Annotated in this window: 17 protein-coding genes and 2 pseudogenes; 7 read left to right on the forward strand and 12 right to left on the reverse strand. The window is 72.1% G+C overall.

Translation table 11 applies throughout. From position 1 onward, the window contains the following. From GA0115233_RS41000 to GA0115233_RS13845, 5 genes and pseudogenes are all read left to right on the forward strand, one after another. A partial coding sequence (locus GA0115233_RS41000) for a DUF6082 family protein (protein WP_255310175.1) occupies positions 1-237 on the forward strand: 237 nt, incomplete at its 5' end. Between the two features lie 97 nt (positions 238-334). Then, positions 335-1,234 (forward strand): annotated as a pseudogene (locus GA0115233_RS13830) (citrate/2-methylcitrate synthase); the annotation flags it as partial. 54 nt (positions 1,235-1,288) lie between these two features. Next, positions 1,289-2,233: a sucrase ferredoxin gene (locus GA0115233_RS13835; RefSeq protein WP_093720486.1), complete on the forward strand. Its 945-nt coding sequence runs from the start codon at positions 1,289-1,291 to the stop codon at positions 2,231-2,233. 110 nt (positions 2,234-2,343) lie between these two features. Then, positions 2,344-4,032: a sensor histidine kinase gene (locus tag GA0115233_RS13840; RefSeq protein ID WP_093720487.1), complete on the forward strand. Its 1,689-nt coding sequence runs from the start codon at positions 2,344-2,346 to the stop codon at positions 4,030-4,032. After that, positions 4,029-4,709 carry a response regulator gene (locus GA0115233_RS13845; protein WP_093720488.1) on the forward strand — a complete coding sequence of 227 codons (681 nt, stop codon included), beginning with the start codon at positions 4,029-4,031 and terminating at the stop codon, positions 4,707-4,709. The genes GA0115233_RS13840 and GA0115233_RS13845 overlap by 4 nt, the downstream gene beginning before the upstream one ends. 99 nt (positions 4,710-4,808) lie before the next feature. Here GA0115233_RS13845 and GA0115233_RS13850 read toward each other — a convergent pair whose 3' ends face one another. The 3 genes from GA0115233_RS13850 to GA0115233_RS13860 form a co-directional block, all read right to left on the reverse strand. Beyond that, positions 4,809-6,401 (reverse strand): solute symporter family protein, encoded by a 1,593-nt coding sequence (locus GA0115233_RS13850; protein WP_093720489.1) that lies wholly within the window; start codon positions 6,399-6,401, stop codon positions 4,809-4,811. Next, complete coding sequence (locus GA0115233_RS13855) at positions 6,398-6,916, reverse strand: DUF485 domain-containing protein (RefSeq protein ID WP_093720490.1); 519 nt, start codon at positions 6,914-6,916, stop codon at positions 6,398-6,400. Before GA0115233_RS13855 ends, GA0115233_RS13850 begins: the two co-directional genes overlap by 4 nt. Before the next feature lie 169 nt (positions 6,917-7,085). Beyond that, entirely contained in the window at positions 7,086-9,209 is a 2,124-nt protein-coding gene (locus GA0115233_RS13860; RefSeq protein WP_093720491.1) for a DNA gyrase/topoisomerase IV subunit B, read from the reverse strand. A gap of 441 nt (positions 9,210-9,650) precedes the next feature. Here GA0115233_RS13860 and GA0115233_RS13865 point away from each other — a divergent pair, with 441 nt between their 5' ends. Beyond that, positions 9,651-9,881, forward strand: coding sequence for a DUF7455 domain-containing protein (locus tag GA0115233_RS13865; protein ID WP_093720492.1), 231 nt, complete (start codon positions 9,651-9,653; stop codon positions 9,879-9,881). A gap of 101 nt (positions 9,882-9,982) precedes the next feature. Here the strand turns inward: GA0115233_RS13865 and GA0115233_RS13870 are convergent, their stop codons facing one another. The 8 genes and pseudogenes from GA0115233_RS13870 to GA0115233_RS13905 form a co-directional block, all read right to left on the reverse strand. Next, positions 9,983-10,846 (reverse strand): serine protease, encoded by an 864-nt coding sequence (locus GA0115233_RS13870; protein WP_093720493.1) that lies wholly within the window; start codon positions 10,844-10,846, stop codon positions 9,983-9,985. A gap of 134 nt (positions 10,847-10,980) precedes the next feature. Further along, complete coding sequence (locus GA0115233_RS13875; RefSeq protein ID WP_093720550.1) at positions 10,981-12,513, reverse strand: RNA polymerase sigma factor; 1,533 nt, start codon at positions 12,511-12,513, stop codon at positions 10,981-10,983. A gap of 429 nt (positions 12,514-12,942) precedes the next feature. After that, entirely contained in the window at positions 12,943-13,830 is an 888-nt protein-coding gene (locus GA0115233_RS13880) for a FadR/GntR family transcriptional regulator (RefSeq protein WP_093720494.1), read from the reverse strand. Positions 13,831-13,993: 163 nt separating this feature from the next. Further along, positions 13,994-15,798: pseudogene (locus tag GA0115233_RS13885) on the reverse strand (ATP-binding cassette domain-containing protein). A 136-nt stretch (positions 15,799-15,934) separates the two neighbouring features. Continuing rightward, entirely contained in the window at positions 15,935-16,693 is a 759-nt protein-coding gene (locus GA0115233_RS13890) for an NUDIX hydrolase (RefSeq protein ID WP_093720495.1), read from the reverse strand. Positions 16,694-16,847: 154 nt separating this feature from the next. Beyond that, positions 16,848-18,974 carry a glycogen debranching N-terminal domain-containing protein gene (locus GA0115233_RS13895; protein WP_255310177.1) on the reverse strand — a complete coding sequence of 709 codons (2,127 nt, stop codon included), beginning with the start codon at positions 18,972-18,974 and terminating at the stop codon, positions 16,848-16,850. Between the two features lie 212 nt (positions 18,975-19,186). Beyond that, the gene (locus GA0115233_RS13900; RefSeq protein ID WP_093720496.1) at positions 19,187-20,929 is read right to left on the reverse strand and encodes a DUF4192 domain-containing protein; all 1,743 of its coding nucleotides are present in this window, start codon (positions 20,927-20,929) and stop codon (positions 19,187-19,189) included. A 131-nt stretch (positions 20,930-21,060) separates the two neighbouring features. After that, positions 21,061-23,214 carry a RecQ family ATP-dependent DNA helicase gene (locus GA0115233_RS13905; RefSeq protein ID WP_093720497.1) on the reverse strand — a complete coding sequence of 718 codons (2,154 nt, stop codon included), beginning with the start codon at positions 23,212-23,214 and terminating at the stop codon, positions 21,061-21,063. Between the two features lie 532 nt (positions 23,215-23,746). Here GA0115233_RS13905 and GA0115233_RS13910 point away from each other — a divergent pair. Continuing rightward, positions 23,747-24,373 carry a hypothetical protein gene (locus tag GA0115233_RS13910; protein WP_093720498.1) on the forward strand — a complete coding sequence of 209 codons (627 nt, stop codon included), beginning with the start codon at positions 23,747-23,749 and terminating at the stop codon, positions 24,371-24,373. A gap of 239 nt (positions 24,374-24,612) precedes the next feature. Here GA0115233_RS13910 and GA0115233_RS13915 read toward each other — a convergent pair whose 3' ends face one another. Beyond that, positions 24,613-25,065: a hypothetical protein gene (locus GA0115233_RS13915; protein ID WP_093720499.1), complete on the reverse strand. Its 453-nt coding sequence runs from the start codon at positions 25,063-25,065 to the stop codon at positions 24,613-24,615. Positions 25,066-25,285 lie beyond the last annotated feature (220 nt).

A 25,285-nucleotide genomic window follows, 5' to 3' on the forward strand; every position in this document is an offset into this window, starting at 1 on the left:
TTCGCCAACCTCACGTACAGCCACTACGCGCTGATCTACGAGTGGGGAAGCATGTCCGACGCCGAGGTCCTCGCCCATGCGCGAAGCCTGGTGCGGAGTCCGGCGTTCCGCCGCTACTGGCAGCTGTCGCGCGACGCCAAGGCCGCGCTCCCCGAGGACAGTACGGAGGCGCGCTTCTTCCGGCTCTTCGACCGGGCGATCCGCGAAGCCTCCACGGGTGACGGATCACCCGCCTGAAAATCGCCCGGACCGAGCGACCTCCGGCACCGCCACGGCCGCTCCGGCCCCACATACCGTGCCGCAGGGCGGATGATCTTTCGGTCCTCCGACTGGCCAAGCCGCCGACGCGCTGCCCGAATGCACCGGGCCCACCGGCTGGTTGAGGGTCGCGGTCGTCGCCGCGGCGACCGCGGACCCGCTGCGCTTCGACCTGTCCGAGGACGCCGTCCTCGGCACCGCACGCACGCTCATCCCCACCCTCATCGCCGCCCCGCCCCCGGCACGGCGCCACCACCGCGACACCGGCCCCCTCGCCGCCCTCCTGTGGGCGCGACTCAGCGGGCTGCCCGCCGACGAGGACTGTGTGCGTGTCCTGGACACGGTGCTCGCCCTGCTCGCCGACCACGACCTCGCCGCCTCCACGCTGGCCGTGCGCGTCGCCGCCTCCGCCCGAGCGCACGCCTACGCGGCCGTCTGCGCGGGTCTGGACGTCCTGGAGGGCCCCTTGCACGGCGCGTCCAGCGGGCTCGCCCACCGGATGCTCCTGGACGTCCTAGACCGCGGTGACGCGGCCCCGGTGATCGCCGAGGAACTGCGCGCCGGACGCCGCATCCCCGGCCTCGGGCACCGGCTCCACCCCGGCGAGGACCACGCGCGCGTGCTGTTCGATACGAAACCTGGGCCGACCAAGTCCGCCCCACCGCGAGGACCACGCGCGCGTGCTGTTCGAGCTGCTGGGGCGGATCCCCCAGGGCCGAATCCGCCCTGGCGGCGGCCGCGACATCGTCCCCACGACCGCCCGGCACACGCCGCTGCACGCCAATGTCGACCTGGCCCTGGCCGTGTTCACCGCGTCCTGCGGCATGCCCGCCACCGCGGGCGAGACGATCTTCGCCGTCGCCCGGACGGCGGGCTGGATCGTCCACGCGCTGGAGGAGTACGGCGAGCGCCCCCGAGGATGCGCCCCAGTGGTCACTACGCCGGCCCGAGGCCGCCCCGACCACTGCCGGAGTAGGACACGAGCGGCCCGGCAAGCCACTCTGGATCAAGTCAGGTTAGGCTCACCTTCGTGAGTACCTGCTCAAGTGTCTCCCGGGACCTCGACGAGCCGATCGCGGGCACCGCGGCCACCGCGAAGACCTGGCTGCTGCTGGAGCAGCCCGGTCCGTGGGGCGCCAAGGCGCTCACGTCCAGCCATCTGGACCCCGCGCTGGGCCGCGCCCTGGAGGCGGCCGCCAAGGGCACCGGCGTGCGGATCGCGCTCATCCGCCGCCCCGGGCGCCACGCCGACCGCGGCACACCCGCCGCGCGCCAGGTGTACGCCGCCCACACCACCCCCGCGAACGCCTGGCTGCACGGCGCCACCGTCACCGACCCGAGCCGGCTGCTCGACCTCGACTTCGCCGCGCTCGGCAGGGGCGACCACCGTGTGTTCGACACGGTGCTCCAGGCCACCCCGCACACCGGCGACCCGCTCGCGCTCGTGTGCACCAACGGCAAGCGGGACCGCTGCTGCGCCCTCCTCGGCCGCCCCCTCGCCGCCGAACTCGACGCCTCGGGCCTGGAGGGCGTCTGGGAGGTCACCCATCTGGGTGGGCACCGTTTCTCCCCTACCCTGCTGGTCCTGCCGTACGGCTACGCCTACGGCCGCGCACAGGCGCCCGCCGTCAAGGAGGTCCTCCTTCACGCGCGGGAGGGGCGGATCGTCGTCGAGGGCTGCCGCGGGAACTCCGCGTGGGAGCGGCCCGGACAGACGGCCGAGCTGGCCGTGCGCTCGGCGGTGGGCGAGTACGCGGCGGACGCCCTGAGCGTCATCCGCACCGAGGGCGCCGCGCCGCGCTGGACGGTGACAGTCGGCCACACCGACGGCCGCCTGTGGCATGTGGTCGTCGCCCAGGGCGAGGCGCTGCCGCCCCGCGCGGAGAGCTGCGGTACGTCGGTACTGGGCTCGCCCGCGCGGATGGACGTGGTCGCGGTACGCGAGCTGGCCACCACGACGGCACTGGCCGGCTGACGTCCATGACCGCACCCGGTCGGCCGAAAGCGACCGCACCGGGCTGCTGACGAACACGGCGGCACCGGCCCGCTGACGCGTCCGCGGCGGGCCCACGTACCGTCGTGGGTATGAGCCCCACTCCCCCCGCGCGCCGCCTGCGCCTCGGCCTGCCGCGGCGGATGTTCTCGCAGGTGCTGCTGATGCAGGTGGCGATCGCCGCGGGGGTAGCGGTGCTCGCGACGGGCCTGTTCCTCGCGCCGCTCGGCAACCAGCTCGACGACCAGGCCATGCGCCGGGCCCTGTCCATCGCCCAGACCACCGCCGTCGATCCGCAGATCGCCCACGGTGTCGTGAACACGCCCCCGACGGCCGACGGGCCCGTCCAGCAGGAGGCCGAGCGGATCCGCGAGGCCACCCGGGCCGAGTACGTGGTCGTGATGGACTGGCGGGGCGTGCGCTGGTCGCATCCCACGCCCGACGAGGTCGGCAGAACCGTGTCCACCGACCCGGGCGACGCCCTGGCCGGCGACGAGGTCATGGAGATCGACGCCGGCACCCTGGGCCGCACCGCGCGCGGCAAGGTGCCCCTGCGCGACAGCGACGGCGACATCGTCGGCGCGGTCTCCGTCGGCATCGCCTACGACAGTGTCCGGGCCCGGCTCATCCACGCGATCCCGGAGCTGCTGGCGTACGCGGGCGGCGCTCTGGCGGTGGGCGCGCTGGCCGCCTGGCTGATCTCCCGGCGGGTCCAGCGGCAGACCCGCGACCTGGCCTTCTCCGACATCTCGGCGCTGCTGGCGGAGCGCGAGGCGATGCTGCACGGCATCCGCGAGGGTGTGGTCGCGCTCGACCGCGAGGGCCGGGTGCGCCTGCTCAACGACGAGGCGCGGCGGCTGCTCGGCATCGGCGACGAGGCGCTCGGGCGCTCCCTGGACGAGGCGCTCGGGGAGGGCCGTACGACCGACGTACTGGCCGGGCGGGTGACGGGCACGGATCTGCTCACCGTGCGCGGGCAGCGCGTCCTGGTCGCCAACCGTATGCCCACCGACGACGGCGGCGCCGTGGCCACCCTGCGCGACCGCACCGAGCTGGAGCAGCTGGGCCGGGAACTGGACTCCACGCGCGGGCTGATCGACGCCCTGCGCGCCCAGGACCACGAGCACGCCAACCGTATGCACACCCTGCTCGGGCTGCTGGAGCTGGAGATGTACGACGACGCCGTGGAGTTCGTCGGCGAGGTGGTGGGCGAGCACCGGGCGACCGCGGAACAGGTCACGGAGCGGATCCAGGACCCGCTGCTGGCGGCGTTGCTGGTCGGCAAGGCCACCGTGGCAGCGGAGCGCGGGGTGGCGCTGCTGGTGTCGGACCGGACGCGGCTGCCGGACCGGCTGGTCGACCCCAGAGGCATCGTGACGGTCGTCGGCAACCTGGTGGACAACGCCCTGGACGCGGTCGCGGGCACCGCGCACGCACGCGTGGAGGTCGAACTGCGCACCGAGGGGGACACGGCCGTCCTGGTCGTACGCGACACCGGGCCCGGAATCCCGGCCGAGCGACGCGAGTTGATCTTCACCAAGGGCTGGTCCACGAAGGAGGCACCGGCCCACCGCGAACGCGGGATCGGGCTCTCCCTGGTGCGCAGGCTCGCCGAACGGCAGGGTGGCAGCGCCACCGTGGGCGAGGCGCCCGGCGGCGGCGCGGAGTTCACCGTGGTCCTGCCGGACGCACTGACCGAGCCGGCCGCCGAACCCGCCCTGACCGCACCCACCGCCCACCGGACCGCCGCCCGCCGGACCGCCGAGGAGGAGTCGCGATGATCGAGGTCCTGGTCGTGGACGACGACACCCGTGTCGCCCACGTCAACGCCGCCTACGTGGAGAAGGTGCCGGGCTTCCACGTGGCCGGGGAGGCGCACAGCGCGGCCCAGGCGCTGCGGCAGGTCGAGGAGCTGCCCCGGGTGGACCTGGTGCTGATGGACCACTACCTCCCCGACGACACGGGCCTGTCGGTCGTACGGGAGATGCGGCGGCGCGGCCACCAGACCGACGTGATCATGGTGACGGCCGCACGGGACGTCTCCACCGTCCAGGAGGCGATGCGGCACGGGGCGCTGCAGTACCTGGTCAAGCCGTTCGCCTTCGCGGGGCTGCGCGCCAAGCTGGAGGCGTACGCGGAGCTGCGCCGCACGCTGGACGGCGGCGGCGAGGCCGAACAGGCCGAGGTGGACCGGATCTTCGGCGCCCTGTCCGCGCCGTCGGAGCCGGGGCTGCCCAAGGGCCACTCCCCCACCACGGCCGAACTGGTGCGGCGCTGCCTGATCAACGCGGACGGTCCGCTGTCCGCCCAGGACATCGCGGACCGCACCGGAGTCAGCCGCCAGACCGCGCAGCGCTATCTCAAACTCCTGGAGCGCACAGGCCGCGCACGGCTCACCCTCAAGTACGGCGACGCGGGCCGCCCTGAGCACCGATACGTATGGGCGACCCGCGCCTGAGGGCACGGCCGTTCGTGGGGGCGGGGGAAGCGGCCGTGCCCCCACCCTGGGATACGGATTTCACGGCCGATTGTCTCCGGCCGCCCGGGCTCGCCTGGATCAGGCCGCTCCCGCCCCGGTCAGTGACCGCACCTCGGTCTCCGCGTGCTTGGCCTCGTCGGGGAGTTCGGCGGAGGTGACGGTGCCAAGCCAGCCGGCCAGGAAGCCGAGCGGGATGGAGACGATGCCGGGGTTCTGGAGCGGGAACAGGTGGAAGTCCACGCCGGGGAAGAGGGATTCGGGGCTTCCGGAGACCACCGGGGAGAGCAGGACGAGCGTCAGAGCGGGGATCAGGCCCCCGTAGACGGCCCAGACCGCACCGCGTGTGGTGAACCCTCGCCAGAACAGCGAGTAGAGCAGCACGGGCAGATTGGCGGACGCGGCGACGGCGAAGGCCAGGCCGACCAGGAACGCGACGTTGAGGTCGCGGGCGAGCAGGCCGAGGGCGATGGCGACGACACCGATGCCGACCGCTGCGACCCGGGCGACGGCGACCTCACTGCGCTGCTTGGCCCGTCGGCGCCGCAGTGACGCGTACAGGTCGTGGGCGACGGACGCCGAGGAGGCGAGGGTGATTCCGGCGACCACGGCGAGGATCGTGGCGAAGGCGACGGCGGCGACAACGGCGAACAGAACCGTTCCACCGGTGGAGTCGGCCCCGCCGCCCAGGTCGAGGGCCAGCAGCGGTACGGCGGTGTTGCCTGCGGCGTTGGAGGCACGCACGGCGTCGGAGCCGACGATGGCGGCGGCGCCGAACCCGAGGACGATCGTCATCAGGTAGAAGCCGCCGATCAGCCCGATCGACCAGACCACCGACCGGCGGGCCGCCCGCGCGGTGGGCACGGTGTAGAAGCGGGACAGGATGTGCGGCAGTCCGGCGGTGCCCAGCACCAGGGCGAGTCCGAGGCTGATGAAGTCGAAGCGGGCGGTCCAGTCGGCGCCGTACTTCAGACCCGGGGCCAGGAACGATTCGCCGTGGCCGCTGCGTTCGGCGGCGCTGGTCAGCAGGTGGTCGAAGTCGCCGTGGAAACGCACCAGGACCAGCACGGTCAGCGCGATGGTGCCGCCGAGCAGCAGGACCGCCTTCACGATCTGGATCCAGGTGGTGGCCCGCATCCCTCCCAACGACACGTAGATCACCATGAGCGCGCCGACGCCGATGACGGTCCAGGTCTGCGCCGCCTCGCCCTGTCCGCCGAGCAGCAGCGCGACCAGGCTGCCCGCACCCACCATCTGCGCCACCAGATACAGAACGGACACGGTGACCGAGGAAGTTCCCGCGGCGATGCGCACGGGCCGTTCGCTCATCCGGGCGGCGACCACGTCGGCGAGGGTGAACCGGCCGCAGTTGCGGACCAGTTCGGCGACCAGGAAGAGCACAACCAGCCAGGCCACCAGGAAGCCCACCGAGTAGAGCAGGCCGTCGTATCCGTAGAGGGCGATGAGTCCGGAGATGCCGAGGAAGGACGCGGCCGACATGTAGTCGCCCGCGATGGCAAAACCATTCTCCATCGGCGAGAAGAGCCGGCCTCCCGCGTAGAACTCCTCGGCGGAGCCGTGCCGGTGGCGGCTCACCCAGGTGGTGATCGCCAGGGTGACGGCGACGAACGCGCTGAACAGCAGGAGGGCCAGGGTCTGATGATCGCCCGTCACGACGTGCCGCTCCTCGTGCCGCGGGTCATTTCCTGGGTGTCCCAGCGCAGTTCGAGCGCGGCCCGGTCCCGGCGCAGGCGCGCGTGGCGGGTGTAGGCCCAGGTGAGCAGGAAGGTGGTGAAGAACTGCGCGAGCCCGGCGACCATCGCCACGTTCACCGCGCCGGCCACGGGGCGGGCCATCAGTGCGGGCGCGGTGGTGGCGGTGACGACGTACCCGATGTACCAGGCCAGGAAGCCCACGACGGCCGGGACGACGAACCTGCGGTACTGGCTGCGTACTTCCTGGAAGGCGGCGCTGCGCTGCACCTCCAGGTAGACCTCCGCGGCCGTGACCCCCTCCGCGCGGGCCGCCGGTGCGGCAGCGGGAGCGGGGGCGGGGTCCGACTCGCCCCAGCCGGAGGCGAGAGCGTCGTACCAGGGATCGTCGTACCGCACGCTCCCGGTTGACCCGACCGCGTCGGGTCCGCCGGGACCACCCTCGCGCACGCGGGAGTGACCGTTGCTTGAGTGCATGCCCAAGGATGGACAGAACGGGAAGATCCCCGACTCTTGTTCCCCTACCCCTTCACCCCATCAGGTGATTTGTCCCGCATGTACGGTGCGGTTCGCTTCGCAAACGCGTAGGCCGGGGCGGGCCGAAGGCGGATTCACCCGCCGACGGCCCGCCCCGGCCTGAAGGTTCCTACGCGTCGATGCGGGAGCGGTCCAGCGTCGCCGCCGAGGAGGAGATGAACTCCTTGCGCGGCGCCACGTCGTTGCCCATCAGCAGGTCGAAGACCTGCTCCGCCGCCTCCAGGTCGGAGAGGTTGATCCGGCGCAGGGTGCGGTGGCGCGGGTCCATGGTCGTCTCGGCCAGCTGGTCGGCGTCCATCTCGCCGAGACCCTTGTAGCGCTGGATGGAGTCCTTGTAGCGGATGCCCTTGGACTGGAACTCCATGAGCTTGTCGCGCAGTTCGCGGTCGGAATACGTGTAGACGTACTTGTCCTGGCCCTTCTTGGGCTGGATCAGCTCGATGCGGTGCAGCGGCGGCACGGCCGCGAAGACGCGCCCGGCCTCCACCATGGGCCGCATGTAACGCTGGAACAGCGTCAGCAGCAGACAGCGGATGTGGGAGCCGTCCACATCGGCGTCGGTCATCATGATGATCTTGCCGTAGCGGGCCGCGTCGATGTCGAAGGTCCGGCCCGAGCCGGCTCCTATGACCTGGATGATCGCGCCGCACTCGGCATTCTTCAGCATGTCCGTGACGGACGACTTCTGGACGTTGAGGATCTTGCCGCGGATCGGCAGCAGCGCCTGGAACTCGGAGTTCCGGGCGAGCTTGGCGGTGCCGAGCGCGGAGTCCCCCTCGACGATGAACAGCTCGCTGCGCTCGACGTCGTCACTGCGGCAGTCGGCGAGCTTGGCGGGCAGCGAGGAGGACTCCAGGGCCGTCTTGCGGCGCTGCGCGTCCTTGTGCTGGCGCGCGGCGATACGCGTGCGTGCCGCGGCGACGGTCTTCTCCATGACCACGCGGGCCTGGGCGGCCGCGTCGCGCTTGGTGGAGGTCAGGAACGCCTTGAGTTCCTTGCTGATCACGGAGTTCACGATGCGGCGGGCCGCGGAGGTGCCGAGCACCTCCTTGGTCTGCCCCTCGAACTGGGGCTCGGCCAGGCGGACGGTGACGACGGCGGTGAGGCCTTCGAGGGCGTCGTCCTTGACGATGTCGTCCTCGGCCACGCGCAGCAGCTTCTTGGCCCGCAGGACCTCGTTGAGGGTGCTCGTGACGGCCGCCTCGAAGCCCGCGACATGGGTGCCGCCCTTGGGAGTGGCGATGATGTTCACGAACGACTTCACGGTCGTGTCGTAGCCCGTGCCCCAGCGCAGCGCCACGTCGACGTCGAGTTCGCGGGTGACCTGGGTGGGCGTCATCTGGCCGTGCTCGTCCAGGACGGGGACGGTCTCCCGGAAGGTGCCCTGGCCGGACAGCCGCAGGACGTCGCAGATGGCCTTGTCGGTGGCGAGGTACTCGCAGAACTCGCTGATGCCGCCGTCGAAGCGGAAGGACTCCTCGCCCTTGCTGCCGCCCTCGCCGAGGCCGAACTCGTCACGGACGACGATGGTCAGGCCGGGCACCAGGAAGGCGGTCTGGCGGGCGCGCTGGTGGAGGTTCTCCAGGGAGAGCCTGGCGTCCTTGAGGAAGATCTGGCGGTCGGCCCAGTAGCGCACGCGCGTGCCGGTGCGGTTCTTGGGGATCTTCTTGGTCTTGCGCAGCCCGCTGCTCGCCTCGAACTTCGCCTCCGGCCCGGTGGCCGTGAAGGCGCCGGGCACCCCGCGCCGGAAGCTGATGGCGTGGGTGTGGCCGCCGCGGTCCACCTCGACGTCCAGTCGCGCGGACAGGGCGTTCACCACGGAGGCGCCCACACCGTGCAGACCGCCGGAGGCCGCGTAGGAGCCGCCGCCGAACTTGCCGCCGGCGTGCAGCTTGGTCATCACGACCTCGACGCCGGACAGGCCGGTCTTGGGCTCGACGTCGACCGGGATGCCCCGGCCGTTGTCGCGGACCTCGACCGAGCCGTCGTCGTGCAGGACGACCTCGATGTGGTCGCAGTAGCCCCCGAGGGCCTCGTCCACGGAGTTGTCGATGATCTCCCAGAGGCAGTGCATCAGGCCGCGGCTGTCGGTCGAGCCGATGTACATGCCCGGGCGCTTGCGCACGGCTTCGAGGCCCTCAAGGACGAGCAGGTGCCGCGCGGTGTAGTTGGAACCGTCCCGGTCTGCTCCTGCCAGCAGCGCTGTGGACGGCACGGACGTCTCGGCGGTCACGCGGTTCGCTCCTCGCTGAATTTCAGGTGGCGCCCTGATGGGTAAGGGCGCGGCTTCGGTCGCCGCTCAGAGGGTACCGAGGCCTGGTAGAGCCGATGTAACGCCACCCTCGTCTGTCGGCAGACTAGTCCAGAGTCGCATACATGTTCGATCCCTCGATGGAGTGAAGTACATATCACGTTCCCTTCCAGGCATGAACCATTTAGGCTCCGGGCACGTCCTCATGAACAAACCGGCAATCCAGCCGGAGGGACCCGACACCGACCGACAGCGCGAACCCGTACGACTCACAGACACGCGATACGGCACATTCGCCGCCAACCGGCAGCAGCCAGCCGCCCGGAAAGATTTTTTCAAGGAAAAGCCACGAGCGGGAACGTTTTCGGGCTGGTTGGATGTTGACCCTGGTACGACAGCTCGTCGAGCTAGAGAAGAGGCGACGTGACTACTGTTCTGACCCCCGCGAGCCCGCTGACGGCCGCCGATCGCTGCGACCGTTGCGGCGCCCAGGCATACCTGCGCGTCGTCCTGGTAAGCGGCGGAGAACTGCTCTTCTGCGCCCACCACGGCCGCAAGTTCGAGCCGGGACTCAAGAAGATCGCCGCTGAGATACAGGACGAGACGGAGCGGCTGACGGCCGTTCCCGCCACCGCTTCCGAGGAAGAGCGCTGACACCCTCGCGTCCACGACGAGCCAGATACAGGCATTAGGCCGGCGTAGGGCGGCTGTCCCCGATTTCCCGGGGCAGCCGCCCTACGCGTACCCGGAGCCGCTCAGGGCGCCGCCTGCGCCCCTTCCACGCCTCCGGTGCCCCAGCCCAGCTTCGTCAGCACGTCGGAGACCCGCGCGTACACCCCGGGGCTCCCTGGGCGGCCGCAGCCGCTCCCCCAGGACACCAGCCCGATCAGCCGCCCCTCGGCGACCAGCGGCCCGCCGCTGTCCCCCTGGCAGGCGTCCCGGCCCCCGAGCACCTCACCGGCGCACAGCATGCTGTCGGCGAGATACACACCGCCGCCGCCACCGCCGGGATAGGCCCGCTCGCAGCGGCTGTCGGCAAGCACATGCACGCGCGCGGCCCGCAGGCTCGTCGCGTAGTCCCCTCCCCCGGTCACATCCCCCCAGCCGTAGACCATGGCCGCCGTCCCCTCCGCGTACGCCGGATCCCCGGCCGCCGCCGCTCCGATCACCGAATCCTGCGGCAGCGGTTCCGCGAGGCTGAGGACGGCGAAGTCCCCGGCGTTGGTGGCATCGTCGTACTCCGGGTTCACCCAGCTCTGCCGTACGGCGATCTCCTGCCCCCGGTCCGTCCGCAGGTCGGTGCGTCCCGTGACGACCCTGAGGTCGGGCACCTCGTCCGGCGGCGACCCGAGGACGTCCTCACGCAGACAGTGCGCCGCGGTGAGCACGGTGGTCGGGCCGACGGCGACGCCGCCGCAGAACTGCCCCGAGCGCGTACCCCCGAACCGGTCACGGCTGGACAGCGCCACCGTCCAGGGACTGTCGGCGACATCCACCGGGAAGCCCCCCACGATGATGCTGTCGGAGGCCGCCGGAGCGGCGGAGGCGAAGGGTATGACGGCCGCGGTGGCAGCCAGGGCCAGAGGCCGGGCGAGCGCCCGGGCCAGGGGACGACGCATACGCGCTCCTCACTCAGGGGTGGTCGTGGGACACCCAGCGTCATCCACCCCGGCGCGCCCCGCACCCGCGCGGGCAGCGCGAAGGCCCGGCCCCCGCGCGGGGGAACCGGGCCTGCGTCGTCGTAGGACTCGACCTAGTCGAGGTAGTCCCGAAGGACCTGGGAGCGCGACGGGTGGCGCAGCTTCGACATGGTCTTGGACTCGATCTGGCGGATGCGCTCACGCGTCACGCCGTACACCTTGCCGATCTCGTCGAGGGTCTTCGGCTGACCGTCGGTGAGACCGAAGCGCATCGAGACGACGCCCGCCTCACGCTCGGACAGGGTGTCGAGAACGGAGTGCAGCTGCTCCTGCAGCAGCGTGAAGCTGACCGCGTCGGCCGGGACGACGGCCTCGGAGTCCTCGATGAGGTCACCGAACTCGCTGTCGCCGTCCTCGCCGAGCGGGGTGTGCAGTGAGATGGGCTCGCGACCGTACTTCTGGACCTCGATGACCTTCTCGGGGGTCATGTCGAGCTCCTTGGCCAGCTCCTCCGGGGTGGGCTCGCGGCCCAGGTCCTGGAGCATCTGGCGCTGCACGCGCGCGAGCTTGTTGATGACCTCGACCATGTGCACCGGGATACGGATGGTGCGGGCCTGGTCGGCCATGGCGCGGGTGATCGCCTGACGGATCCACCATGTGGCGTACGTGGAGAACTTGTAGCCCTTGGTGTAGTCGAACTTCTCCACCGCGCGGATCAGACCGAGGTTGCCCTCCTGGATGAGGTCCAGGAAGAGCATGCCGCGGCCGGTGTAGCGCTTGGCCAGGGAGACCACCAGACGGAGGTTGGCCTCCAGGAGGTGGTTCTTGGCGCGGCGGCCGTCCTCGGCGATGATCTCCAGCTCGCGCTTGAGCTTGGGGGCGAGCTTGTCGGCGTTGGCCAGCTTGTCCTCGGCGAACAGACCGGCCTCGATGCGCTTGGCGAGCTCGACCTCCTGCTCGGCGTTGAGCAGCGGGACCTTGCCGATCTGCTTGAGGTAGTCCTTGACCGGGTCGGCGGTGGCACCGGCGGCCGCGACCTGCTGCGCGGGCGCGTCGTCCTCGTCCTCGTCGGAGAGCACGAACCCGGCGCTCTCGGTGCCCTCGGGCTCGTCGCCGGGCTTGACCTCTTCGAGGACCTCGTCCTCGGCCAGCTCGGCGTCGTCCTTCTTGGCGGTGGTCTTCTTGGCCGCCGTCTTCTTCGCGGTGGTCTTCTTCGCGGCCGCCTTCTTGGCGGTGGTCTTCTTGGCGGCAGCCTTCTTCGCGGGAGCCGCTTCCTCCTCGGTGGCCGCGTCGGCGGCGGGTGCCGCAGGCGTGGCGGTGGCGGTGGCCTTCTTGGTGGTCACCGTCTTCGCCGCGACCGTCTTGGTGGCGGTGCGCTTGGCCGGACTCTTCGCTGCGACGCTCTTTCGGGTGCGCTTGGGCTCCGCGGCACTGACCATCAGCGTCACACCCTCTTCCTCAAGAATCTGGTTGAGGCTGCGCAGTACGTTCTTCCACTGAGTGGCCGGAATCTGGTCAGCTTCGAAGGCCCGACGCACGTCATCGCCGGCGATCTGCCCCTCAGCCTTTCCCCGCTCAATGAGCGCCATGACAGAGACGGACTCGGCGATCTCCGGCGGGAGCGTACGGGATGTGCTGGCCGACACGAACAACCTCTCGGAACGTTGGAAAACGGCTTCCGGCCCCGTCCACAGCGGACAGGAGCCGACCACCGACCTGGGGATGGGCCGACGGTGCGGGCGGGGGCCGGGAAGATGCACAGCGCCGTGTACGGCGTCCGTATTCCCTCCGCGGCTGTCACCTCTTAGGTCATCGCGCTGTTTCCACAAGCGTTACGCCCAATCTGCGTGGCCCGAGTCACACCCCGTAAGCGATCAAAAACGGTCAGATACGGACAGATAGTGTCGGTCGGGGGCACTGCCAACGGTAACTCCGCCCGCGCCGTCGCCTCGCCGCGCCGTCGGACCCCGCAGGATCGCGCGGATCCTGCGGGGTCCGACGGGGGGCGGTCCGCCGGCCGGACGATGCCACGGGAGGGGGGAGGCATCCCCGGCCGCGCCGCCCGTGGGGCACGGTCAGTGCTCGCGCGGGGCGGGCACCACGCGCTCCACCTCCGGATGGACGGTGAGCAGCTGCCGCATCGCCGCCTCGGCCGCCGCGCCGTCCCCGGCGGCGAGGGCGTCGACGATGCGGGCGTGGTGCGCCAGCGACGACTCGTTCGGGCGTTCGCAGCCGGTGACCGGACCGCCGGAGACCTGGAGGGCGGCCGAGACGATCCCGGAGAGGTGCTCCAGCATGCGGTTGCCGGCGACCTGGATGAGCAGGGAGTGGTACTCGGCGTCCGCGCGGGAGAAGGTGAGCGCGTCGCCCTGCCCCATGGCGTGGCCCATGATCTCGACCATGTCGGCCAGCCGCTGCTGGACGTCCTCGCGGCCGTGCCCCGCGGCCAGGCGCGCGGCGAGCGGCTCGATCGTCCAGCGCAGCTCGCTCAGCTCACGCCGCTGATCGTCGCGCTGCGGCCCGAAGGCCCGCCACTCGATGATGTCCGGGTCGAGGAGGTTCCAGTCGCTGACGGGACGCACGCGCGTGCCGACGTTCGGCCGGGCGCTGACCAGGCCCTTGGCCTCAAGGACGCGGAGCGACTCACGGACGACGGTGCGGGAGACCTCGAAGCGCTGGCCGATCTCCTCGGGCACCAGCGGGCGGTCGGCACCCAGGTCGCCGGAGACGATCATCTGGCCGAGCTGCTGAACGAGTTGGCCGTGCAGCCCACGTCCGCGGCTGCCCGCGGCGCGCCGGCCCACACGGCCCAGCTCCGGCTCCGCGCTCTCCCAGGAAGGGGCTCCGACGCGGTCGGCCACCGGGGCCTCGGCGTAGGGGTAGCGGTCGAGTTCGCCCGGGCCGACGAGACCGGAGTCGGCGGCGCGGGCGGCGGTCATCATGGTGTGCGCAAGGGTACTCACGGATCCTTTGTCGGCGCCCTCCCCAACTCCCTTGAGGTCTTTGGTGAAAAGCACACGAAAGGGTGATCGCTTACCCCGTCGCAATTGACGCCTTATCGGAAAGAAATGGGCATTCCACGGGGAGTTGCGCACACCGAAGCCACTGAATGGACAGAAACAGTCGCTATCGAAGCCTGCCGCGCATCGTTGTGAGCAGATATGCGCACAGCAGCGTGGCGAGCGACAACGCCAAGGCCCCGCCCACGGGTTGAGCCAGTACGCGCGCGACTCCCACGAGATAGCGCTCTCCCCCGAAGGGCCACTGCATCAGCAGCACTTCCCTGACCCGCATCGGGAATCCCGCCGCCGACCGCACACCGGGCCCCTCCAGGAACTTCTGCACCAGCGGTACGACAACCACCGGCACCGCGACCACCGCCGCGAGCCCGGCCGTCGTCGAGCGGAACACCCCGGCGGCCAGCACCCCCGCCCAGGCGCACCCCACCACCAGCCCCACCCAACTCGCACTCAGCGAAAGCCACTCCGAGGGAACTTCCGCCAGCTCCCGTCCGTATACGAGATACAGCGCCTCCGCATCGCACCCCACCGTCACCACGGCCAGCGCCACCGCGGTGACCCCGGACACCAGCAGCTTGGCCGCGAGCAGCCCCAGCCGGCGGGGCACCGTGCCGCGGTCCGCCGCCAGCGCCGGATGCCGGAACTCGTCCCCGAAGGCCAGCGCACCGAGCAGCCCCGCACCCAGCGCCGCGGGCGGCAACGGCATCTCCCGCGGCCAGGCCGCCAGCAGCCGCTCCTGCGGGGTGTGCCCGATCCGCGCCAGCACGACAGCGGCAAGCGCGGACACGACGAGCACGGTGGCACCGGTGAGAAAGGCGGTGCCGACACTGAAGGCACGCCGCAGTTCGTAGCGGAGGGGGCGGAGAGGGCTGGGGGCGGGGCGGACGGAGATGGGGGGGTGGGAGGGGAGGGGAGGGGGGAGGGGGGCAGGGGGGAGCCCCCCGAAGAGCCGCTGCCCTCTGTCACGGGGCCTTGTTGCCCCGTCTCCTCCGGCCCGGTTCCGTGCTCACCCTCGGGCGCCTTCTCCGCCGCCCTCGGCCCCATGTCCCCGATCTCATCGGCGAGTTGGTGAACGAGGACATCGTGCCGGAACGCGATCTCGCCGATGTCGGCGCAGGTACTGCCGTACACGGAGAGGCGGTTGCCGTCCTCGCGGACGATCTCGACGGAGCGCCGGGTCGTGCGGGCGTCCTTGGCGAGCAGCGCCGCGAGGCGGGCGGCGTGCGGGGTGCGCACGGCGACGCGGGGACGCAGGCGGGTCCGGGAGAACTCAGCGGCGTCCTGGTCGGCGACGAGCCTGCCCTGGTCGAGGGTGATGACGCGGTCGGCGGTGCGGGCGGCCTCCTTGGGGTCGGAGGTGGTGAGCAGGACGGTTCCGCCCTGGGCCGCGTGGGCGCGCAGGACGCTGTACAGCCAGCGGCTCTCGCGGGTGGAGAGTCCGTCGGCGGGGTTGTCGAGGACGAGGGTGTGCGGGTCGGCGAGGAGTGCGCAGGCGAGGCCGAGCCGCCGGTCCATGCCGCGGGAGAGGGTGCGCAGGCGTTCGTCGCGCAGGCTGACGAGGCCGACGACTTCGAGGACTTCGTCGGCGCGGCGCACCGGCACTCCGGCCGCGGCGCAGAGCATGCGCAGATGGCCGCGGACGGTGCGGGCGGGGTGCCCGGGCACATCGCCGAGGAGGACGCCGACCTCGCGGGAGGGGTGGGCGATGCGGTGCAGGGGGCGGCCTCTGAAGTGGGTGAGTCCGCGGCCCTGTTGGAGTTCGAGCATGAGTCTGAGCGCTGTGGTCTTGCCCGCTCCGGGTGCACCGAGCAGCGTGGTGACTCGGCCGGCGTGTGCCTCGAAGGAGACGTCGTCGACGGCGGGCGGAAGATCCTTGCGCGGGTCGCTGGTCAGTCCGATGGCCTGGATCACCCGAAGCAAGATAGCGCGGTATGTCCGGTTTTTCGGGCATCTCTAGGCCCGCTCCCGGGCCGGGACTCGGCGCGCTCGGACCCGTGTTCGCCGTTCGCTCGCGGGCCCGGTCCGGCCTGTGCGCCCGCGGCTCGCCTCAGACTTCCGGGCGCAGCATCGGGGGGTTGAGCAGCGTGGCCCCACCGGCCCGGAAGAGCTGTGCCGGACGTCCGCCCTGACGGGTGGTGGTGCCGCCGGTGGGGACGAGGAAGCCCGGGGTGCCGGTCACCTTGCGGTGGAAGTTGCGGGGGTCGAGGGCGACGCCCCAGACGGCTTCGTAGACGCGGCGCAGCTCGCCGACGGTGAACTCGGGCGGGCAGAAGGCAGTGGCCAGTGAGGAGTACTCGATCTTGGAGCGGGCGCGTTCCACTCCGTCGGACAGGATTTGGGCGTGGTCGAAGGCGAGCGGGGCGAGGGGTTCGCCGTCGCGGCCGTAGCCGCCCTGCTGGAGCAGTTCGTCCACCGGCGCCCAGCGGGCGTTGCTGGCGTCGCCGCCTGCGCGCGGGGCGGGCATGTCGGGGGCGAGGGCGAGGTGGGCCACGCTGACGACGCGCATCCGCGGGTCCCGCTTGGGGTCGCCGTAGGTGGCGAGCTGTTCCAGGTGGGCGCCGTTGTCCTGGACGGGTGCGGTCGGGTCGTGGGCGCGCATGCCGGTTTCCTCGGCGAGCTCGCGCGCCGCCGCCTGCGCCAGGTCCTCGTCGGCCCGTACGAATCCGCCGGGCAGCGCCCAGCGCCCCTGGAACGGTGGTTCGCCCCTGCGTACCGCCAGCGCGCACAGGGCATGGCGGCGCACGGTCAGCACGACCAGGTCCACGGTGACGGCAAAGGGCGGAAAGGCTGACGGGTCGTAGGGCATGCCGCGATCATAGTCGTCTGCCTGACGATAAACACTCCCTTCGCCGGTCGCTTCGACTGTTGATCGAGTTCGTACCGTCAAGGACCGCCTTTGTTGATCGAGTTCGCACTGCGAGGGGCCTCCTTTCGGTGCCGGAGTGGTACGTCGTGCGAGGTCACACGCCCAGTTGGAGTCCGTCGGCGGCCTCCTCGACCATGGCGAGGCCCAGGCGGCCGACCCGCAGGGAGAAGGGGGCGCCCGCGACGCGGAGTCCGGTGAGGACGATCTCCCCGAGGGGGGCACTGGCGGCGGGGCGGAGGGTGACGGTGCCCGCGGGGGCGTCGGGGCGGATTCCGGCGAGCGTGGTCAGGAGCAGGACTCCGGCCGCGGCCGCGGTGGCGGCGGGGCGGCAGGCGGCCGGGTGCGGGATGGGTGCGCTGCCGTCGGTGCGCTGCTCTCCCCCGTACATCTCCGGCAGGCGGTGGTCGAACGCCTCGGCGGCGGCCATGGCGCCGCGCAGCAGCCCGGTGGCTTCCTTCTCGTATCCGGCGGCGAGCAGTCCGGCGACGGCGACGGCTGTCTCGTGGGTGCGTACGGCGCCGCTGCGGTGGCCGAAGGGGTTGAACCCGGCTTCCTTGGTGCCCAGTCCGCGCAGTCCCCAGCCGGAGTCCATCGCGGGGCTGCCGAGCAGCCGGGCGAGTTGCTCGGTGGTCACCTTGTCGAGGAGGCCGGGTGCCTGTTCGCCACCGCCCAGCAGGCCGGTGTCGAGAAGGTGGACGGCCGAGGAGCCGAGGTGCGGTGCGAGGCGCCCGTCGGGGGTGCGGGCCGCGGCGGGTCTGCCGCCGCCGAGGTCGTCAATCCAGAAGTCCCGCTGGAACGCGGTGCGCAGCTCTCCCGCCCACTGGCGCAGTCCGGCGCCTCCCGGTCTGCCGAGGGCGTCGAGCAGGTCGGCGCCAAGCAGGGCCGCGCGGTGGGCGTGGGCCTGGGTCTCGCACCGCTGTGGTCCGCCGGGGTGCGGGTCGCTGAGGTAGGTGCCGTCTCCGACGGTGGTGCGCAGCCAGGTCAGGCATCTTTCGGCGGCCGGGAGCAGTTCCTCGGTCTCCCTGTCCGGGAGACCCCAGCGGCGGGCCTCGGCGAGGAGAACGGGGAAGAGCAGGGTGGCTTCCGTGGCGGTGCAGCTGGGTGGAAGGTGGGGGCCTGCGTCCCGGCGCGGGGCGGGGATCAGGCCGACGCGTGTTCCCTCGGTGAGCTGGGTGCGGGCCAGAGTACGGAGCGTGCCCGCGGCGAGGCGGGTGCCGAGGGGCAGGGTCATCCGGGCGGCGGCGAGGGCGTCGGCGGGGGCGAGCCCGCAGCGCCAGGGTGCTCCGGCGGCGAGGTGGGTGTCGGTGGGGTGGGTGGGGTCGCGCAGCAGGAGGGCCTGGAGGTCGTCGACGCAGGTGCGCAGGAGTGCCTGGGCGCCGGGGTGGTCGCCGTCGGCCCGGGCCTGGGCCAGTGGGGCGGCCGTGGAGGCCCGGCTCACGGCGCGGGCGGGGCCCGCTCCTTCCGGCCGGATCCTCAGTTCGATCGTCGCGCTGCCGCCGGGGGGCAGGGTGATGTCCCAGCGGAGCAGGCCGGCGGATGCCAGGGCGTCGGTGGGTGGCGGGTCCGCGGTGACGCTCGCGGTCCCGGTGGCGCAGGTCCAGCGCAGGCCGGAGTCGTGGACGGTGGCGGGCAGTTCGGGGCCGGTCCGGCCGGAGGCGACGGCGCTGAGGTCGGCCAGGTCGGTGCCGAGGGCGACTTCGACGGGCAGGCGCAGGGGGCGGGAGGCCGCGCTGTGCAGGGTGATGCGTTCGGCGCCCTCGGCCTGCCGGGCGCGCTCGACAACGACATCGGGGTCCGGGCCCGCGTCCGGTGAGACGCGGAGGGTTCCTACGAAGCGGGCCCGGTCCGCGGTGGTGATGCGGGCGTGCACGGGGAGTGGTTCATGGCCGGCGACACGCAGTTGGCAGCGGGAGAGCAGGCGCCTGCCTGCCCGGTAGAAGCCCTCCAGTCCTTCGCCGGTCAGTTGGGCTTGCGGTGTGGAGATGGCGAGGCTCGGGAGGGCGACGCAGATGAGGGCGGTGTGGGTGGGCGGCAGGCCGGAGGGGCGTCGGGGTGGAGCCGCTCGTGGGGGTGGTGGGGTGGGTGCTCGGTGCGTGGTGGGGGGATTCGGGTCGGTCGCTGTCGTGCGGGGTGGTCCTTGGTTGCCGGGTCCGGGTGGTTGCGTCGGCCGGGAGCCGGGCGGGCGGCTGTCGGCGGTGGAGGGCGGAGTCGGCTGGTGCATGGGGCGGCTTCCTCTGCGCTCTGTGCGCCTGGGGCGGGTTCGGCGCCGGGTGGGGGGTCCGGGGTTGGGTCCGGGGTTGCCTGGGGAGGTCGGCGGCAAGGCCCGTACGGACATTCCGCCACTCAGGTGAACGGAGTGACGCTCCTCCAGGTCACGCACGGGAGTGGGTGACCTGTGCGGGCGGTGGCGGCCGTGGTGCGTAGGGCGGGTGGTCACGCTTCCCCCTCGGGTCCGGTGTTCGTCCCCTCCTGGCACGTGCCGCCGGGCTGTCCCGGGATCCGTGTGGTGCGGGGCTTGCGGGTCGTTCCGGTGCGCGTGCTGCTCATGGGTGTGCGGGGTCCGGGCACCCTCGTCCTGGGCCGGCGTCCTGCCCTGCCGACGGGGGCCGTGGCGGCGGGGGTGGTGGGGCGGGACTGGGTGCGGTAGGGGCGTCGGGGGGTGGTGACCGACCGGGACGGCGGGGCGTCGGTCGATGGTGCCGGGGCCTTGGTCGGGTGGGGGTCGGGCACGTCGTGGGTCGGGTGGGCGACCGGCGCACCGTTGGTCGCGTGGACGTCCGGCGCACCGTTGGTCGCGTGGACGTCCGGCGCACCGTTGGTCGCGTGGACGTCCGGCGCACCGTTGGTCGCGTGGACATCCGGCGCACCGTTGGTCGGGATGGTTTCCGGCGCCTCGGCCGCGGGGGTGTGGTCCGCAAGTGCCGCATCGGCGTGCTGCGCGGCGCCCCGGTCCGACGCTGCGGGCGCGGGCGTACGTCCGCGTTCCGCGCGCAGGCAGCGTCGGATCTTTTCCGGGTCCAGGCCCTCGTTGCACGCCTGGTGCAGGAGGCGTGCGAAGAGGTAGTCGGGGTCTGCCCCGAGGGCCATGGCGAGGGCCTCCCGGGCCTCCAGTTCGTCACCGGTGGACCAGGCGACCCAGCCGACGAGGGTGAGGCACGGCGCGGCGTGCTCGTTGTAGGGGCCGACGCAGCGGCGGGCCATGGCTCGCCACAGACGCAGTGCGGGTGAGGCCTCGTCGCCCTCCATCCAGGCGGCGGCTCGGTCGCGGGTGGTGCGGTCCTGGAGGCCGAGGATGAGCCGGGCCGCTTCGTCGTGGGTGATCAGGTCGTCGTCGCGGAGGTCGGATGTGAGGGTGCCGGATACGGACGGTGCCTCGGCGAGGCGCTGCATCAGCTTCTCCGCCAGTTCCAGGGTTTCCTCGGCGACCTCCGCGCGGGTTTCCTCCTCCAGGATCCGCGGGACCAGGGCCATGCTCGCGGTGTCGAGGGCGATCTCCTGTTCCAGCGCGGCTCCGGTCTCCCAGGGCAGCAGCCTGGCTCGCAACTCACGTAGCGTGCCTCGCACCTGGAGCCCGGCGTAGGTGGCGGCCGCGGCCAGCACCGAGGTGCCCGGGAGGCCCATGGCGGTGCCGTTGGGCGGGCAACAGGTCGCGTTGTCACAGCAGTACGACCAGAAGCGGCCGTCCGAGATGCACAGCGCCTCGATCACGGGTACGTCGAGGTGACCGCACTCGATGCGCAGTTTCTGGGCGAGCGGGCGCAGCCGCTCCATGACCTGGCGCCCGGACTCCCCGGCCGCGGGCTCCTGGCAGAGAAAGGCCACGATCTGCTCGGGGCGTGCGCCTCGGCGTTCGCTGCCCGTGACCAGCCCGTGGGCCAACTGGCGTGCCGCGGACGGCCAGTCGTCCGGGTTGGTGGGGATGCCGAGCCGCGCCCTCCCACCGAAGCGGCCGCGGCCGTCCCGGTCGTGCAGGGCGACCAGCACGATGCTGTCCTCGGGGCGGTAGCCCAGCAGATACGGGAGCGCGTCGGCCAGTTCGGCCGGAGTGCGCAGGGTGACCTGCTGGTCGCGGTGGCCTTCGTAGGCGGTGCAGTCGAGTTGCTTGGCGGGACGGGGGTCGTGTCCCACGATGCCGTGGTTCTCTGAGTTTCCTGTGGTTTCGCCGTGGTTCGTCATGGCTAGACGATCTCGCGGAATTCAATCTTCCGCTTAGCCCTGTGGATAACTCGGGGCAGGGACATGGCAATTCCACGTTCCGTCGGTCTCACCACGCCCCGCGCCAACCGCCCGGTCGGGAGCTCGCCGGCTTACCCCGCCGCGGCCAGTACCAACGGCAGAACCTCTCCGCTCCCGGCCCGCCGCAGCAGCCGTGCCGCGACCGCCAGCGTCCACCCGGTGTCGGTGTAGTCGTCGACGAGCAGTACGGGACCGCGTGAGTTCGCCAGCGCCTCGGCCAGTTCCCCGGAAACACCGAACGCATCGGACAGCGCCCTCAGCCGCTGCGCCGAGTTGCTCCGGCGCAGCGCGTGCTCGGGCCCCGTGCGGGTCAGCGTGCCGAGGAACGGCAGCCGTCCGACATCCGCGATGCCCCGCGCCAGCGTGCCCACCAGCTGCGGCCGCGTCAGGGACGGCACCGCGACCACACCCACCGGCCGCGCCATCGCCTGCTCGCCGCCCGATGCCCAACCACCCGGCGACCGGGCCCAGTCGGCGAGAACCGACACGGCTGCTCGCAGGACGTCGTCGGGGACCGGTCCGTCCGCCGCGTTCTCGGTCAGGAGCGGACGCAGGCGGTTGCCCCACCCGATGTCCGAGAGGCGTCCGAGGGCACGCCCGGTGGAGCACTGTTCGCCGGCCGGAATGCGGCCCTTGAGCTCGATGCCCAGGGCGGGCATGCCCGTCGGCCACATCCGGCGCGGCTCGATCTCGACGCCGGGCCGGTCCAGTTCCTTGACTGCTCCCGTCAGCGCCTCCGGTGTGACGGCCGGATCGGCCCACGGGCCCGCACAGTTGTCGCAGCGGCCGCACGGGGCCGCGCCCTCGTCGTCCAACTGGCGGCGCAGGAACTCCATCCGGCACTCATGGGTGCTCGCGTACTCGCGCATGGCCTGTTGCTCGGCCGCCCGCTGCCGCGCCACCCACGCATAGCGCTCGGCGTCGTACACCCACTCCGCTCCGGTGGCGGTCCAGCCGCCCTTGACGCGCTTCACCGCGCCGTCGACGTCCAGCACCTTCAGCATCGTCTCCAGGCGGCTGCGCCGTAGTTCCACGGCCGCCTCCAAGGCGGGCACGGACAGCGGGCGTCCGGCTCCGGCGAGGGCCGAGAGGGTCTGCCGGACTTGGTCCTCGGGCGGGAAGGCCGTGTCGGCGAAGTAGCGCCAGATGGCCTCGTCCTCCTTGCCCGGCAGCAGCAGGACATCGGCGTGGGCGACGCCCCGGCCGGCCCGCCCCACCTGCTGGTAGTAGGCGATGGGTGAGGAAGGTGAGCCGAGGTGGACCACGAAGCCGAGGTCGGGTTTGTCGAAGCCCATGCCGAGCGCGGAGGTGGCGACCAGCGCCTTGACCCGGTTGGCGAGCAGATCCTCCTCCGCCTGGAGCCGGTCCGCGTTCTCCGTGCGCCCGGTGTAGGAGGCCACGGCGAAGCCGCGCTGCCTGAGGAAGGCGGCGGCCTCCTCGGCCGCGGCCACGGTCAGGGCGTAGATGATCCCCGAGCCCGGGAGGTCGTCCAGGTGCTCGGCCAGCCAGGCAAGGCGGTGTGCGGCGTCCGGCAGCTGGACCACGCCGAGCCGCAGGCTCTCCCGGTCCAGCGGGCCGCGCAGCACCAGGGCCTCACCGGCGCCCGTTCCCAGTTGCTCGGCGACATCCGCCGTGACGCGCGCGTTGGCCGTCGCTGTCGTGGCCAGCACGGGCACGCCGGGGCCCAGCTCGGCCAGCATTGCCCGCAGCCGCCGGTAATCGGGGCGGAAGTCGTGACCCCAGTCGGAGATGCAATGCGCCTCGTCGACCACGAGCAGACCGGTCGTCGCCGCGAGCTTGGGCAGCATCTGGTCGCGGAAGTCGACGGAGTTGAGCCGCTCCGGGCTCACCAGGAGCACATCGGTCTCGCCCCGCTCGACCTCGTCGTGGATGGCGTCCCACTCCTCCGGGTTGGCGGAGTTGATGGTGCGCGCCCGGATTCCGGCCCGTTCCGCCGCCTCGACCTGGTTGCGCATCAGCGCCAGCAGCGGCGACACGATCACTGTGGGTCCCGAGTCGCGTCGCCGGAGCAGCGCGGTGGCCACGAAGTACACGGCCGACTTGCCCCAGCCGGTGCGCTGCACCACCAGGGCGCGTCTGCGCTCCCGCACCAGGGCGGCCACCGCCTGCCACTGGTCCTCCCGCAGACGCGCGGTACCTCCCGGGTCGCCCACCAGCTGACCGAGGACGGTGTCGGCTTCGGCACGGAGTTCCAGTTCGTCCATGCCCCCATGCAACCCGATGGCACTGACAGTCGGCCACTTCAGTGGCGCGCGATGCGAGCGGGACCCCGGCACGCGCGCGCGGGGCACAGCTCTACCGCAGCAGCGACGGACGCTGGCTCGGGGACCCCGGCACGCGCGCACGGGGCACAGGATCCCAATCGACGAGACTCAGCGCTGCCCGGTTGGCTCCCCGGCACGCGCGCGTGGGGCGGGATCAGTGCGACGGGAACAGTGCACTACCGAGAGGGTCCGATCACGCGGCGTAATCAACATGGGGGGCGCATTCAAAAGGCGTACGACGGCGGACGCACCCGCGCGTCAGCAGGTGGCACACGGGGTAGGGATATAACACTCACTCCTCCCTATATCGGTCGGGCATCCCAATTGCTCGTTGCCGCAACCAAGTTCGACAGGAAGAATTGAAGTCCGCTCCCCGCACGGCTCGCCCGTGGTCCGGCAGGGCTTTGCTGCGGTGTGCGCTCCCCCGAATCCACCCCGCCCTCAGTGTGGGCGCGTAGCCGAAGGGAGGACCGTGACCTTCGGATTCGCTCCGTCCACCGCGGCATCCACGTCGACCTCCACCGACCTGTCCGCCTCTACGACGGGCCGCGTGCTGGAACTCGCGGAGTGGGCTGCCGCCGGGATCCCCCTGCTGCGCAACCCCCGCGAGGTCGTCAGTGGACTGCATGCGCGGCACCACCCCAGACCGGCGACCGCGATCGTGGCCGTGCTCGACCCGGACGAACGGCTCCGGGCGAGCGCCTCGTTCACCCGCCGTACAACTCAGGCCGACGGCTGGATGTTCCGCAACGTGCTGCTCGACCAGTTGCGCCGGGTCATTCCGCACGACCTGCGCCGCCGCACCCCCGTGCGCACCGCTGTGCTGCTCTACTGCCGCGAGGGCGACGCGCGTTGGACGCAGGAGGACGGGGCGTGGATGTGGGGGCTGCGTGACGCCTGCACGCTGCACGGGCTGCGCTGTGGCGCGTACATCACGCTGACCCGGGACGGCTGGCAGGTCCTCGGAGAGGGCCGCGGTGGGCGTCGCCCCAGCGCGAACTCCGCTCCGGAGTCCTTCGCCACGTCCGAGTCACCGCCTCCGCTGCCCCGCACCGGAGGCGCCGCCTCGGACATCCTGCGCCGCGCCGCGGCCCGCTGAGCGGCTCGGCTCCGTCTCCCCCGACTTCCCGACGGAACGTTTCCGCGCTGCCCTGGCCAGGGCAGCGCGCCGCACACCCTCGTTCACTGACAAGTCCCCGCAACCGTCGGTCGACGCGCCCCAGGGCGTCGTCGAACCAACCGCCACACCTTCCCGCGGGCACGCCGAAGGCCGCACCGTGCAGGTACTCCTGCGGCAACACCGGTTCGCCGACCGCCCCCGAAGGAACCGGGGGCGGTTCAGACGCCCGCGCCCAGCACGGAGTTGATCTGCTGCGGGTCGCCGCAGACGATCAGCAGAGCGCCGGCCCGGGTGAGGGCCAGGGGCAGGGCGGTGGCGGCAGCGGAGTCGGATCCCCCGTTGACGGCGACCACGACGACGGGACGCTCGGCCGCACGGCTCGCGACGGCGGCGTCCGCATAGAAGACGTCGTCGGCGGCGTCGTGCTGGCTCCAGTAGGCAGCCTCGCCGAAGGACAGCTCGTGGGCGGCCCACGGGTGCTGTTCGCCGGTGGTGATCACCAGCACGTCACCGGGGGCACGCCCCGACTCCAGCAGCAGGTCGACGGCTTCCTCGGCAGCATCGAGCGCACCCTCGGCCGAGGCCGGGATCAGCTGGATCTGCGGAGTCGCCTTGGCCGGCGCGGAGGCGGGGGCAGCCGGAGCGGAAGCTCCCGGCTTGGGCGCGGCCACATCACGGGGCGTGCGTTGCGCCGGCGCCGTGGGCCGCGGGGGGCCCCGGGACGGCCGGGACGCGACGGAGCCGCGGGACGCGGACCGGGTACGGGGCGGGGGGTCGGCGCGGTGCGGCCGCTGGCCGGCGTGGCGCGGGGACCCTGGGCACTCTCGTGAATCTGAGGCTCCTCGGGAATGAGAGGCATGGGCTGATATTTATCAAACATTGGTGCGGCTC

The sequence above is a fragment of the Streptomyces sp. DI166 genome, from assembly GCF_900091315.1.
Classification (GTDB): Bacteria; Actinomycetota; Actinomycetes; order Streptomycetales; family Streptomycetaceae; genus Streptomyces; species Streptomyces fuscus.

What these genes read in the sequence shown, in the direction of transcription:
- GA0115233_RS13840 (WP_093720487.1), top strand. Translation starts at nt 2,344, where the DNA reads ATGAGCCCCACTCCCCCCGCGCGCCGCCTGCGCCTCGGCCTGCCGCGG.
- GA0115233_RS13845 (WP_093720488.1), top strand. Translation starts at nt 4,029, where the DNA reads ATGATCGAGGTCCTGGTCGTGGACGACGACACCCGTGTCGCCCACGTC.
- GA0115233_RS13855 (WP_093720490.1), bottom strand. Translation starts at nt 6,916, where the DNA reads ATGCACTCAAGCAACGGTCACTCCCGCGTGCGCGAGGGTGGTCCCGGC.
- GA0115233_RS13870 (WP_093720493.1), bottom strand. Translation starts at nt 10,846, where the DNA reads ATGCGTCGTCCCCTGGCCCGGGCGCTCGCCCGGCCTCTGGCCCTGGCT.
- GA0115233_RS13890 (WP_093720495.1), bottom strand. Translation starts at nt 16,693, where the DNA reads ATGCCCTACGACCCGTCAGCCTTTCCGCCCTTTGCCGTCACCGTGGAC.
- GA0115233_RS13895 (WP_255310177.1), bottom strand. Translation starts at nt 18,974, where the DNA reads ATGCACCAGCCGACTCCGCCCTCCACCGCCGACAGCCGCCCGCCCGGC.
- GA0115233_RS13900 (WP_093720496.1), bottom strand. Translation starts at nt 20,929, where the DNA reads ATGACGAACCACGGCGAAACCACAGGAAACTCAGAGAACCACGGCATC.
- GA0115233_RS13905 (WP_093720497.1), bottom strand. Translation starts at nt 23,214, where the DNA reads ATGGACGAACTGGAACTCCGTGCCGAAGCCGACACCGTCCTCGGTCAG.